Origin of the sequence: Parabacteroides sp. AT13 (assembly GCF_002272965.1) — a bacterium.
Lineage (GTDB): Bacteria > Bacteroidota > Bacteroidia > Bacteroidales > Tannerellaceae > Parabacteroides > Parabacteroides distasonis.
Genome location: NZ_NQMH01000001.1, coordinates 2,262,497 through 2,275,353, shown reverse-complemented (window position 1 = coordinate 2,275,353; position 12,857 = coordinate 2,262,497). Strand labels below are relative to the sequence as shown.

At 42.7% G+C, this 12,857-nt stretch carries 9 protein-coding genes; 6 read left to right on the top strand and 3 right to left on the bottom strand.

The features are described from left to right. Positions 1-36: 36 nt before the first annotated feature. From CI959_RS09375 to CI959_RS09365, 3 genes are read left to right on the top strand one after another with little or no spacing between them, the layout of a single operon-like run. Complete coding sequence (locus tag CI959_RS09375; protein ID WP_005861078.1) at positions 37-264, top strand: DUF4492 domain-containing protein; 228 nt, start codon at positions 37-39, stop codon at positions 262-264. A 13-nt stretch (positions 265-277) separates the two neighbouring features. Next, positions 278-1,834 (top strand): cytochrome ubiquinol oxidase subunit I, encoded by a 1,557-nt coding sequence (locus CI959_RS09370; protein WP_005861076.1) that lies wholly within the window; start codon positions 278-280, stop codon positions 1,832-1,834. 40 nt (positions 1,835-1,874) lie between these two features. Continuing rightward, a complete protein-coding gene (locus tag CI959_RS09365; protein WP_057316875.1) occupies positions 1,875-3,026 on the top strand; it encodes a cytochrome d ubiquinol oxidase subunit II in 1,152 nt (383 codons plus the stop codon). Between the two features lie 122 nt (positions 3,027-3,148). On the opposite strand, the gene CI959_RS09360 is transcribed toward CI959_RS09365, so the two are convergent. Continuing rightward, positions 3,149-4,744 (bottom strand): M28 family peptidase, encoded by a 1,596-nt coding sequence (locus tag CI959_RS09360; RefSeq protein WP_008780651.1) that lies wholly within the window; start codon positions 4,742-4,744, stop codon positions 3,149-3,151. Positions 4,745-5,068: 324 nt separating this feature from the next. Here CI959_RS09360 and CI959_RS09355 point away from each other — a divergent pair, with 324 nt between their 5' ends. Both CI959_RS09355 and CI959_RS09350 read left to right on the top strand, forming a co-directional pair. After that, positions 5,069-5,983 carry a ribonuclease Z gene (locus CI959_RS09355; protein ID WP_008780650.1) on the top strand — a complete coding sequence of 305 codons (915 nt, stop codon included), beginning with the start codon at positions 5,069-5,071 and terminating at the stop codon, positions 5,981-5,983. 86 nt (positions 5,984-6,069) lie between these two features. After that, entirely contained in the window at positions 6,070-6,390 is a 321-nt protein-coding gene (locus tag CI959_RS09350) for a T9SS type A sorting domain-containing protein (RefSeq protein WP_005861068.1), read from the top strand. 217 nt (positions 6,391-6,607) lie between these two features. Here the strand turns inward: CI959_RS09350 and CI959_RS09345 are convergent, their stop codons facing one another. Then, the gene (locus CI959_RS09345) at positions 6,608-9,883 is read right to left on the bottom strand and encodes a DUF6383 domain-containing protein (RefSeq protein ID WP_057316877.1); all 3,276 of its coding nucleotides are present in this window, start codon (positions 9,881-9,883) and stop codon (positions 6,608-6,610) included. 1,375 nt (positions 9,884-11,258) lie between these two features. Here CI959_RS09345 and CI959_RS09335 point away from each other — a divergent pair. Next, complete coding sequence (locus CI959_RS09335) at positions 11,259-12,176, top strand: Rpn family recombination-promoting nuclease/putative transposase (RefSeq protein ID WP_057316878.1); 918 nt, start codon at positions 11,259-11,261, stop codon at positions 12,174-12,176. Between the two features lie 93 nt (positions 12,177-12,269). On the opposite strand, the gene CI959_RS09330 is transcribed toward CI959_RS09335, so the two are convergent. Further along, entirely contained in the window at positions 12,270-12,851 is a 582-nt protein-coding gene (locus CI959_RS09330) for a DUF3109 family protein (RefSeq protein ID WP_005861059.1), read from the bottom strand. Between the last annotated feature and the right edge of the window lie 6 nt (positions 12,852-12,857).

Sequence of the window (12,857 nt, the reverse complement as noted above, 5' to 3'; positions counted from 1 at the left end):
ATATTAACAACTGTTATCTTAAATGAGAACAACTATATGAAAAAAGAATCTGCATTCATACGAATATATCGCTTTTATCTGGAAGGATTCCGGGAGATGAAGCTGGGCAAGACTCTTTGGCTAATCATTCTAGTCAAATTGTTTATCATGTTTTTTATCCTGAGATTATTCTTCTTTCCTAATTATCTCGGGCAATTCGATAGCGATAGTGAGAAGGAGAACCACGTATCGAACGAACTCATACAACGGGCAATAAATCCTTAAAACATTAATAAATATGATTGAAAACATTGACACTTCATTGATCGATTGGTCGAGGGCTCAATTTGCCCTTACTGCCATGTATCATTGGCTCTTCGTGCCACTAACACTAGGACTTGGCGTTATCCAAGCTATTATGGAGACGATTTATTATCGGACAGGTAATGAGGCATGGAAAAAGACCGCCCAATTTTGGATGAAATTATTCGGTATCAATTTCGCTATCGGTGTCGCTACGGGATTGATCCTCGAGTTCGAGTTCGGAACCAACTGGTCTAACTATAGTTGGTTTGTCGGGGATATCTTCGGGGCACCTTTGGCTATCGAGGGAATTCTCGCCTTCTTTATGGAAGCTACCTTTATCGCTGTTATGTTTTTTGGTTGGGACAAGGTTAGCAAACGCTTCCATCTCGCCTCCACTTGGCTGACGATTATCGGCGCTACTCTTTCCGCTCTCTGGATCTTGATCGCTAACGCATGGATGCAATATCCGGTCGGTATGCATTTCAATCCGGATACGGTCCGTAACGAGATGTTCGATTTCTGGGCCGTAGCCTTATCGCCTGTCGCCATTAATAAGTTTTTCCATACGGTATTGTCCGGTTGGATCGTAGGCGCCTTGTTCGTACTAGGAATCAGCTGCTGGTATTTATTAAAGAAACGGAATACCGAATTCGCTTTGTCAAGTATCAAGGTCAGCGCTATATTCGGGTTGGTAGCCTCCATCCTTATTATCTGGACGGGTGATGGCTCCGCTTACCAAGTCGCTCAAAAGCAGCCGATGAAACTAGCCGCCATGGAAGGTCTTTATGAGGGTGGCAACGGAGTAGGACTCGTAGGTATCGGCATCTTAAATCCGGCAAAGACGAGTTATCTGGATAACCAGAACGCATTTATTTTTGACATTAAGTTCCCCAAACTCCTCTCCTTCTTAGCAGAACGTGACATGAACGCATACGTTCCGGGAATCGTAAACTTAATAGAGGGAGGTTATACGACCAATAAAGGAACGGTAGCGCTCTCCGCCAAAGAAAAAATAGAGAAAGGTAAAACCGCCATCAAAGCGTTAGCTGATTATCGCAAAGCGGTTAAAGATAAAGATACCGCAGCAGCCGCACAATACAGGGTAACCTTGGAAGAGAATTTCCCCTATTTCGGATATGGTTATATTAAGGATCCGGCAGAGTTAATCCCGCATGTAGGATTGACATTCTATTCTTTCCGTGTGATGGTGATCCTTGGTTGTTTCTTCATCTTACTATTCATTATTACGTTGATATGGGATAAAAAAGGGAAAATCGCTAATACACGTTGGTTGCAATACGTGGGCCTATGGTCTATACCTTTAGGATATATAGCGGGACAAGCCGGTTGGATCGTAGCGGAGGTAGGACGTCAACCTTGGGCTATACAGGATATCTTGCCGACCAGCGCTTCGATATCCAAGTTAAACCCATCCTCGGTACAGACCACTTTCTACCTGTTCCTTATCTTATTTACGATCCTGCTGATCGCAGAGATTGGAATCATGGTTAAGGCCATCAAGAAAGGGCCGGAAGCTGCCGCCCACTAATTTTCAATTTTCAAATATCAATTCTTAAATAGAAAGTCCTATGGATAGTACATATATATTGTTACAACATTACTGGTGGTTTCTGGTATCTCTACTCGGAGCGCTATTAGTATTCCTTCTTTTTGTACAAGGAGGCCAATCTCTACTCTTCACTATCGGCAAGACGGAGATACAGCAAAAAATGTTATTGAACTCGACCGGGCGTAAGTGGGAGTTTACTTTCACTACGTTGGTCACTTTCGGAGGTGCTTTCTTCGCCTCTTTCCCTTTATTTTATTCCACAAGCTTCGGCGGAGCCTATTGGGTATGGATGCTGATCTTGCTTTGCTTCGTGATACAAGCTGTATCTTACGAGTATCAAGCGAAAAAAGGCAACCTACTCGGGAAAAAGACGTATCAAGTATTTCTTATGATCAATGGTATAGCAGGTCCGATCTTACTCGGAACCGCTGTAGCGACCTTCTTTAACGGCGCTGAATTTATTGTTAACAAAGAACAGTTGACTGATGTAGCCATGCCCGTCATTTCCACGTGGGCCAATCCTTGGCATGGATTAGAGGCGGCTTTGGTATTTTGGAATTTGTGCCTAGGACTGGCAGTTTTCTTCTTGGCACGAGCTCTGGCCCTACTCTATTTTATCAACAATATCGATGATCCGGAGATTGTCGCTAAAAGCCGGAAACAATTGATACCGGAGACAATCTTGTTCCTCGTCTTTTTCTTGACATTCTTGATCCGTTTATTGTTGGTGGACGGTTTTGCCGTAAATCCGGATACCGGAGAAGTATTTATGCAACCGTATAAGTATTTTATGAACCTGATCGAGATGCCAATCGTGTTAGCCGTATTATTGATTGGCGTGGTTGGCGTGCTATTCGGCATAGGGAAAACGATATTCTCGAAGACTTGGAGAAAAGGCATCTGGTTCGCGGGAACAGGGACTGTCTTGACCGTATTAGCTTTATTACTTTGCGCAGGATGGAATAATACGGCTTACTACCCATCTTTGGCGGATCTACAAAGTTCATTGACGATCCAGAATAGTTGCTCAAGCCCATTCACGTTGAAAGTAATGAGCTATGTATCTATTCTCGTTCCATTCGTATTAGCCTACATTTTCTATACTTGGAGAGCGCTTGATCTACATAAGATCAATAGTAAGGAAATGCAAGAAGGAGGTCATACCTATTAAATAATGTGCAAATTAAATAATATGCCAATGTGCCAATATGTCAATGTCCAGTGAGAATACAAGTGATAGTATCTTAATTGACAGATTAGCATATTGGCATATTGCTACATTGGCACATTAATTTATTGCCTTTGGAAGTCCGCCTCTTTTGTCCACTTAGGCATCTCATCATTGTTGGCGATAACTAAACCGATACTAAACATTAAGTTCATATCTTCCATAGCCCCATCAAAATCCCACCAAGATTCATCATACTCATCATTCGGTTGGTGATACCGGTAAACTTTCGGTTTAGCCTCATGGCGTGCTTTATCCACGTAATCCTTACCGCCACCAACTAAAATCGTAGGTACGCCTTTTTTCACGAAATTAAAATGATCGGAACGGAAATAACCACCCGCAGGATCTTCGGTAATAACCTTCACGGTCCGTCCTTGTGCCGAGGCCATAGCGATCACCAAGGCATCCGTATCCGTCTTACCCGCAGCCCGGAGAGAAATATCATGGGTACGCTCACGCGGAGCCGTGCCGTCAAAGTTCAAGTTAATAGCCGTTTTAGATAAAGGGAACAAAGGATGCTCACAATAGTACTGAGAACCTAATAAGCCACATTCCTCGGAAGTCACCGCCACGAATACGATGGAACGACGGGGATGAACAGGCAATGATTGATATTTCTTAGCTAATAACATTAAGGTTGCCACGCCCGAAGCATTATCGCTAGCGCCATTATAGATACTGTCCCCATCTATCGGCGTGCCGATCCCAAAATGATCCCAGTGAGCGGTAAAAACCAAGTATTCGTCTTTCAGGTCCGTGCCCGGTAAAACAGCCGCCACGTTATGAGACTCGCCTACGGTCATCTTTACATTTAATATAACCTTACTCTTCGCCTTCATCGTAAAACTCTTGAAACCCGGTTTCTTCGCCGCGGCAATCGTCTCATCAAAATTCAATCCGCTAAGGGCGAACATTTTCTTGCAAGCCTCCTCCGAGAGCCATCCCTTCATGCCCAAAGCTTCCGCATTCATTGTCTCCGAGCAAAGAGCGATATTTGTTTGCACGTGAGAAGCCTGACAGACCTTCCAACCATACGAAGCGGCCGCCTCGTTATGAAGGACCAATAAACCTGCGGCACCTTGGCGTTGCGCCTCCTCGAACTTATAAGTCCAACGACCATAATAGGTCATGTTCTTTCCGCGAAACAAAGACGCGTCATAAAAACCGGGATCATTCACCATAGCGATAACGATTTTCCCCTTCACGTCTACATTCGCATAATCGTTCCATCCATATTCCGGCGCATTAATACCAAACCCACAGAACACATAATCCGTAGTAGGAATAACTACCTTTTCAGTCCCCCGGTTCGTCCAAACGACAATATCATCCGAGAACTTCAAATCCATAGAGCCTTTCGCGCATTTCACCGTGATCTTATTCTTTACCGGACGGGTAAAAGTAGATATTTCCTTCACCGGCTGGAAATAACTATCGCCATTAGCAGGCTGAAGACCTAGTTTCTTAAATTCATCAGCAATGTAATGGATTGTTTTCGTCTCATACTCGGTCAAAGGCTTACGCCCTCCGAACTCATCCGAGCCTAAAGTCTTTACTCGTTCCTTGAAAAAAGCCAAATCTTCCTCATAACTCTGGGCCATAACAGATACGCCCATAGCGAGCATCAGAAGAAAAACAGAGATAAAATTCTTGTTCATAATCGTAGATTGTTAAATGACATAATTTATTAGATATAGGTATTTAGATTTCAAATTAACAATAAAAAAAGGAAACGGCGAAGCTCACGCTTGGCCGTTTCTACATTTAACCGTTTTAAACAAAAAGAAAAAGTTAGTTAAGGCTTAGAAAAAAATATCTTAAGTCTATTTACCGACTGTATATTCGCTTTCCCGAAGGACAGCAAACAAATATATGGAATCCACCTCATCCTGCATACATTACACTTTGTTTTTTTGTTATTTTTCACAGAACAGAAATGCTTTTGTATTATCTTTGCACTCAATTATTCCCATAGACAACAAATGGCTGATTTTGATATAAACATATTGGGATGCGGTTCCGCATTGCCCACGACACGCCATCTGGCGACCTCTCAAATAGTAGATTTACGAGATAAACTATACATGATCGACTGCGGGGAAGGCACGCAAGTGCAAATGCGTCGTATGCGTATAAAATTCAGCCGTTTAAATCATATCTTCATCTCCCACCTACACGGAGATCATTGCTTCGGGCTACCGGGATTGATCTCTACATTAGGTATGCTGGGACGTAATGGAGAACTTGTTATTCATGGGCCGAAAGAGATCGAGAGCTATATGCGTCCGGTACTTGATATCTTTTGCAAAGGGTTGCCTTATGAGATCCGTTTTAACTTAATCGACCCGACAACTCATTCGTTGGTTATGGAAGATCGCTCCTTAAGCGTTTATTCCATTCCGTTAAAGCACCGTATACCCTGTTGTGGCTATTTATTCGCCGAGAAAGCCAAAGAAGCGCATATCATCCGGGAGATGACAGATTTCTATCAAGTTCCCGTCCGTATGATGCAAGAGATCAAAAGGGGCGCTGATTTCGTCACCCCGGAAGGAGAGGTAATCCCGAATGCCCGCTTAACCCGCCCTGCCGTCGCTCCCAAACGGTATGCTTATTGCTCGGATACAGCTTTTCACCCATCTATAATCCCCATCATTGAAGGGGTGGATTTATTATACCACGAGGCGACTTTCGCTGAATGTGACGCCGCACGTGCGAAAGAGACCTTCCACTCTACCGCCCGCCAAGCGGCCGAGATTGCTTATAAAGCCCAAGTGAAGCGATTGGTTATCGGTCATTACTCGGCTCGTTACGAGGATATGGCACCGTTAAAGAAAGAAGCAGACAAGATATTTCCCGGCACGATCTTAGGAGAGGAAGGTATGAGGCTTAGCGTATAATCATACATCCGTTTTACGAAATAAAGCTAATTACTTTCTAATATGCGGAAAACTTTCTACATTTGTACGAATTTAGGGACAAGTAAATGAAGCTTATACATATCATCGCTTTGGCACTTGCATTCTCCGCAAGTTATCCGGTTTACGCGCAAGCTAATAAATCGGGAGTCAAGACATTTGCTTCTAGGCAAGAAGATCCCTCTCCTATCGAAATCACGGCCTACGAGAATCGCATCAAGGTAGAGAACGCTCCTGTCGGGAGTATCTTGGAAATCTACAGTGTCGTAGGCATCAAGGTGAAAGAAATCGAAGTCAAGCAGTCCACCGCCGAATATGTCGTAGATATCGCAAAGGGATATTATATCATCCGCATTGGCGATACGGTACGCAAGGTGGCGATACGATAAATAAAAGCCCCATAGGATAAATCCCACGGGGCTTGTTTTTTGATCCGCTCTCTCTTCTCACGAGGATACCTGCGGAAGAACTTTTAATTACTTTAGTATTAATATGCCACGTGTTCACCCGTCACGGGATACTTCTTTATTGCGGCATAGTTATTTAATTATATATTACATAAAGGCGGGTCTCCCCGCCTCTATTCGTTTAGTCCATCGGTTAGTCTTATTTTACGACTACCTTAACAGCCTCTTCACCATCAACAGCTACAGCTACGATACCAGCCGGTACAGCGATTGTAGCGTTGTCAGAAGTAAGAACTGTCTCAGCGACAACCTTACCTAAGATGTTAGTGATAACTACAGACTTGCCAGCTGCGCCTTGGATAGTTACAGTACCGTTACCAGCGATTACAGATACTCCTTCAACATTGTTGATGTTATCGTTAGATGTTACCATATCATCATCTTCAGTCTTAGAATATGCGTTGAATACCAATGCTCCATCACCACCAGTCTTAGCGGCACCAAATGTAGAGCTAGCATCTGTCAATACCAAGCAGCCATTGTGCATCTTCAACCATGCGGCAGCTTCATTAGGAGCGATAGCTTTTGCCAAATCACCCTTGATAGTCTGATATTGATTATCACCATCTGTTCCTGTTGCATATACGTTAGACTCGATCAAGAATGAGTTGTTCTCACCCTCTTTTCCATCTACATAAGCTAAAGCAGCCTTATCCGGATTTACATAACGGAATGACCAAGTTACGTTCTTATGCTTGTCTCCAGACAATACGTTGATGAATTTCGGATAATCTTTCTTATAAACAGCCATAATAGACTCGATTCCCTCATTCTTCAATTGATCAGCAGTCATAGCTTTGTACTTACCTGTCAAAACGATCAAGGTATCACCATATTGAACGGCAGGAACGAAACCTACACGAGTATAGCTACTGTTTGAAACTGCTTTCGTATTGAACAAGTACGGGTTAAGAGCTTCCTTGCGAGCAGCAACAGCGGCAGCAGAGTCTGAGTAGTTAACCAAATACTTACCATAGATGAATGCCGGAGTCTTCACATGAACAGCATGTACACATTGATATGGATCTTCTGTAACTTGACCATCAGCAGTGATATGCTTGCCTGTCTCAGTACAAGGAATGATCTTCTCACCCTCGATCAACTCACGATAAGCGGATACCAAGTATTGAGGTTTAACCTTACCTGCGCCACGAGTTAACCATGCTGTGTCAATACGGAAAGCCAACTTACCATCAGCCTTACCCTCACTCCAGATACCAGCGTAATCAACATCCTTGTTCAACAAGGCACCATTATGCTCATCCATCAAATATTCACCACGGATAGTTTCCTTGAACATCAAGCTATCAGCTGAATTATCAACGTTCTCACCAAGAAGTTCATTATTGAATTGACGATACAACGGAGTCTCGTCCGGAGCGATAGCGAATGCGGAAGTACGAGTCTCACCCATTACCTGAGCTTTCAAAGTAGCGGAAGCATCATAATCGGAAACACCTGCTTTATGAGTGCTGATAGCACCTGCGGAAGTAGCCTCAAGGATAGCATAGTAATGGTTACCCTCAATATGGTTGTTCTCCTTGAAGTAAACAGAGTCATTCGTAGTATTAGGATAATACTTACTCAATTTATACTTAGACTCTACCGCTACGTTATGATTACGGAAAGTAGTCTCACCATTAGTAATGATATACATCGTTCTTACCGGTCTCACCAAGCCAGGGATACGACCCGTGATCTTCTTGTCCGCATTACCGGAAACCTCCTCAGAAGGATTATAGCCATAAGCATGTTCTTTGTAAGAAGACTTAAGAGTGAACGCTTTCTTACCCTCTAACACATTCATCGTAGAATCCTTAACACCGATAAATTTATCAGATGCGTACGGATGCCAGTAGTTGAAAGTATATTTGTTCGTGATCAACTCATCATTAGTCAGATGCTTATAACCCACATACTTATCAGTATAGATTTCTTTAGCGACTGGGATAAATTCCAAAGAGTCACCAAAACTAGCAGCATACATATAAGTAGCCCCCGCATTTTTATTCAATTGGAGAGTCGCATCAGCAGCCGTACCGTCATTATACTCACGGTTATACAAATCTACAGCAGAAACCTTATTCTTATCTGTTACGTTCTTCTTCAACACAACCCATTGATAAGCAGGCATATGAGTAGCATCTTGAATATCCAAAGTCACCCACTCGTATTTACTAGATGCAGATTCATTATAAAGCGGAGCAGCATAGTACTTACCAGTCTTAGCATTTCTGATTACATAAACACCATCATCAACAGTTGTCTTTGTAGTAGGCAAAACTTTGCAACCTGCGAAACCTAACTCAATCTTAGTATTTTGAGCCGCATCTACCGTCAAGATACGAACCTTGTCTTTCAGCAACTCTTGCAAAGAGATATGCTGATTTTGCATAGCTGTAGTAGCAGTAACATCTTTCCAATACGTCTCACTTGTTTTTAACAAAGATTGTTTAACCTGAATCTCCAAGCTGTCATTTGAAGGCCAATATGTAAACATAAATTTATATTGGTCTGATAAATCTGTAGCATTGATAGAATCTTTCGGAGTAGCATGATTCTTAGTACCAGTCTTATAAGTATCCTTTAAGTTGCTCCAGTTATAAGCCAAGAACTTAGCTCCACCCACAGCATTCGTATAAGCAGTATCTACGTACAAGTAAGAAGAGTCGGCTCTCAATACATGGAAATAATTAGCAGTTCCAGAAGCTTCAACCGTGAACTTCTTCTCGGTAAAGTAGTTTACCGCTCCATCTCCTAATACATCCGGAGTAAACTTCAATGTGATACCAGCTTTCTTATCTTGGGTACCAAAGATCGTATTCAATTCATCAGCACCTGAGACAACGATCGAAGCGGCCTCTACCAACTCAAATTCAGTGAAACCAGCGGCAGTAATACCAGCTGTAGTAGCTATAGTTTTAACCATTTCTACATCGCCACTAGTATTCACCTTCAAACCGATTACAGAGTCATTCGTGAAATAAGAATAGAGAACGGATTTCTCCACACCATTCTTAAATACAGGAGAGAATTTCCAACCGGAAAGATCACCACCGACAACAGCAGGTACAGCAGCTAACGGAGCCGCCGCCTTACCTTTGATCGTGCTGATCTCAAGACCTAAAAACTTTCCGATCTTGTTCGTGAAATCATACTTAGGATTCTGTCCTTGATTCTCGGCATCAACCGTTACACACCACATTGTACCTCCTAAATTTGCGGAAGAGTGAGAAACCATTTTGATTTCATCTTCGTGAGTCGTGGAATTTTCGGTAATACTCAAGAAAGCAGAACCTGCCTTAAGCTGATAAAGACCGTTATTCGCTCCTTGATTCAGCTTAACAGCACCATTAGCCGTCACCGCACCCAGAAGCGCAGCACCAGCCAAAAGAGTAGAAAACTTTTTGTTCATAATTCTAAAATTAATATTAATACTAGTGTTTATTAAGATAATCAGCTCATTACGTCATCGTATCGTAGGCTTTTCCGTTGTAAAACGACTAGTCTAAACGAAGGTTTTAATCTTGCGTTTTATAAGGGGTAAATAGAAAGGTTTGTTGAAGGAATCGCTTGTTTCGTAGAGGATAACCTATCCTATTGATAAGAAAGAGAATAAGCTGTAAAAAAATAGCCCGGAAGGGTTGCAAGTATCGAAGAAATGCGTACCTTTGCAAATGACTAAAAGAATCGTTCGTTTAAACTAGTCGTTTCCATACTCCAGATATCATTTCAATCTATTATTCATCAACTTTTATAGTATAGCATTAATTAATGTACAGGCGTACATTAATATTATATTAAACAAGTCATCCGGAATTTACGGATTGTCATTGTGACACTTTGTAAATTAAAGCCCTTGAGAATCGAATTTTCCGGGAGATTATACATATAGTCCCGTAAAACGAGAAAAAATATTCGCAAGTAGTTATTCCATAACAAGATAACGGAATATGCCCTTTCATTCTGGCGAAAATTATTCATCCTAATTCATATTCTTAAGGCTAAAACCTGTAATTCATCCGTATGTGAAGGCTATTTCTATCGTATGCGATGGGGATTACTACCGTATGTATCACCTAATACATACGGTTACGTCGGCTAAAACATACGGTTGCGTCGGCTAACGCATATATTCGCATGGGCAAACACCACCTTTCTCACCGGAAAAGCGACCTTTTACCTATAAATAAGAGACAAAAAGGCCCTTTTCACCTATTTCTTCTCTCTGGTTAGACTTCTCCAAAGAAGAGGTATGTCAAACAAACAGCCTTGTTTTGCACAAACTGTCATGATTATCGCCGCTTCGCTTACCATCCATCCGCAAGGGCTACAACAGAATAATCGACATAGAAAAGCCCCGCAGGATAACTGAACCGCATCCCAAAGTCACTGAGAAGACCTTGTTGGTTCCGGTATAAAAAGGCTTTCCAAGTGATTAGTTATTCACTTCCCAAGCCGTCAGTTATTCACTTCAACAGCCAATGAGAGGGCCCGTTTCTTGGTTATCAGGGCCTGTACAGGCACATGTTTCCCGCATTTAAAATAAGCTATGGCTTACATTTGACGCGGAAAGCCTCATTAACCCACCTTTAGCTTTAAGGCTGTATCCTTTATGCGTTCACTATATCTCGTCTTCACTCAAACTACACAAGATATTTCCGAAAAAAAGACGTACGTGTTTTTTTAAAGCCTAAATGAATGCCCCATATAATAAAAATCGTATCTTTATCGCCAAAGATGGAAAAGAGCCATCTATATCCTATTAATCACTAAAACCTATAAACACTATGGGAAAATTTATCAACCCCTTCACCGATTTCGGCTTCAAGCACATATTCGGCAGGGAAATGGACAAGGACATTTTAATCGAGTTCCTGAATGACCTCCTCGAAGGGGAGCATACTATCATGGACCTGAGGATCATGAACAATGAGCGATTGCCCGAGACAGAGCAAGGAAGGAAGGTCATCTTCGATATCCATTGCGAGACCGACAAGGGCGAACGGATCATAATCGAGATGCAGAACAGGGAACAGCCCCACTTCAAGGACAGGGCCTTATACTACCTCTCGCACTCGGTGGTGGAACAGGGGATAAAGGGAACATGGGACTATGAGCTGGCGGCTGTGTACGGTGTTTTTTTCTTGAACTTCACGCTAGACGAGGAGAACAGGCCAAACAATAACAGGAACGAAGGAAAGTTCCGAAGGGACATCGTGCTGGCGGATCGGGAGAACGGACAGGTATTCAACCCCAAGTTCCGCCAGATCTATATTGAGCTTCCTCGATTCAACAAAGAGGAGGAAGAATGCGAGACAGATTTTGAACGTTGGATTTATGTACTAAAGCATATGGATACATTAGACAGAATGCCTTTCAAGGCACGCAAGGCCATATTCGAGCGGTTGGAACGCATCGGATCCATGGCGAACCTCACCCCCAAACAACGAGCGCAGTACGAGGCGGAGTGGAAGATGTATAATGATTATTATAACACCTTGGACTTCGCCGTTGAGAAAGGCATGAAAAAAGGGATGGAAGAAGGCATGGAAAAAGGATTGCAAAAAGGATTACAAGAAGGATTGCAAGAAGGACTGCAAAAAGGGAAAGAATCTACGGCACGTAATATGAAAGCCGAGGGAATAACCCCTCTTATCATCCAAAAATGCACCGGCCTTTCCCTTGAGGAAATAGAGCGACTATAAAACAAAATCCCTTCAGCCTCCATCCGTTTTTAACGTATAGTTATCAAAGGGAGAGACTGAAGGGATTTTTTATATTTATAAACGATCTAAAAGCTACTCCTCACGCTGCTTCTTCCATTCCTCCGCACACTCTTCCAAGGCCTTATACCAAGCCTGGCCGAACTTACGGATCAAGGGCTCCTTGAGGAACTTATAAACCGGCAATTGCTCTTTCTTTCCTAAGATCTCCGCTGCCTTACAAACGCTCCAGCGATGATAGTTCACGGCCTTGAAATCCCGATACTGAGTGACACGTATCGGGTAAAGATGGCAAGAAACAGGCTTATAGAAATCCGTCTTACCTTCCCGGTATGCTTTCTCAATAGCGCATTTACAAGTACCATCGGCGTCGTAACAGGTAAAGACACAATCTTTGCCGTTCACGATAGAGGTAACCGTATCGCCTTCCTCATCGATATAAGCTACGCCTTGCTTATGAATGACCTCTTGAGCTTTCGGGGATAAATCATCCCAGATAATGGGCAATACTTTCTGGAGCTTCGCCAACTCCGAATCCTCTAATGGAGCGCCGGAATCTCCTTCCACGCAGCATTCCCCCTTACATTTGGAAAGATCACATAAAAAATAACGCTCGATAACGTCAAGACTTACTAAAGTGTCATCTATCTGGATCATAAGATG

Excerpts from the sequence above, each read along its gene's own strand:
- CI959_RS09375 (WP_005861078.1), top strand. The coding sequence starts at position 37 with ATGAAAAAAGAATCTGCATTCATACGAATATATCGCTTTTATCTGGAA.
- CI959_RS09370 (WP_005861076.1), top strand. The coding sequence starts at position 278 with ATGATTGAAAACATTGACACTTCATTGATCGATTGGTCGAGGGCTCAA.
- CI959_RS09365 (WP_057316875.1), top strand. The coding sequence starts at position 1,875 with ATGGATAGTACATATATATTGTTACAACATTACTGGTGGTTTCTGGTA.
- CI959_RS09360 (WP_008780651.1), bottom strand. The coding sequence starts at position 4,744 with ATGAACAAGAATTTTATCTCTGTTTTTCTTCTGATGCTCGCTATGGGC.
- CI959_RS09355 (WP_008780650.1), top strand. The coding sequence starts at position 5,069 with ATGGCTGATTTTGATATAAACATATTGGGATGCGGTTCCGCATTGCCC.
- CI959_RS09350 (WP_005861068.1), top strand. The coding sequence starts at position 6,070 with ATGAAGCTTATACATATCATCGCTTTGGCACTTGCATTCTCCGCAAGT.
- CI959_RS09345 (WP_057316877.1), bottom strand. The coding sequence starts at position 9,883 with ATGAACAAAAAGTTTTCTACTCTTTTGGCTGGTGCTGCGCTTCTGGGT.
- CI959_RS09335 (WP_057316878.1), top strand. The coding sequence starts at position 11,259 with ATGGGAAAATTTATCAACCCCTTCACCGATTTCGGCTTCAAGCACATA.
- CI959_RS09330 (WP_005861059.1), bottom strand. The coding sequence starts at position 12,851 with ATGATCCAGATAGATGACACTTTAGTAAGTCTTGACGTTATCGAGCGT.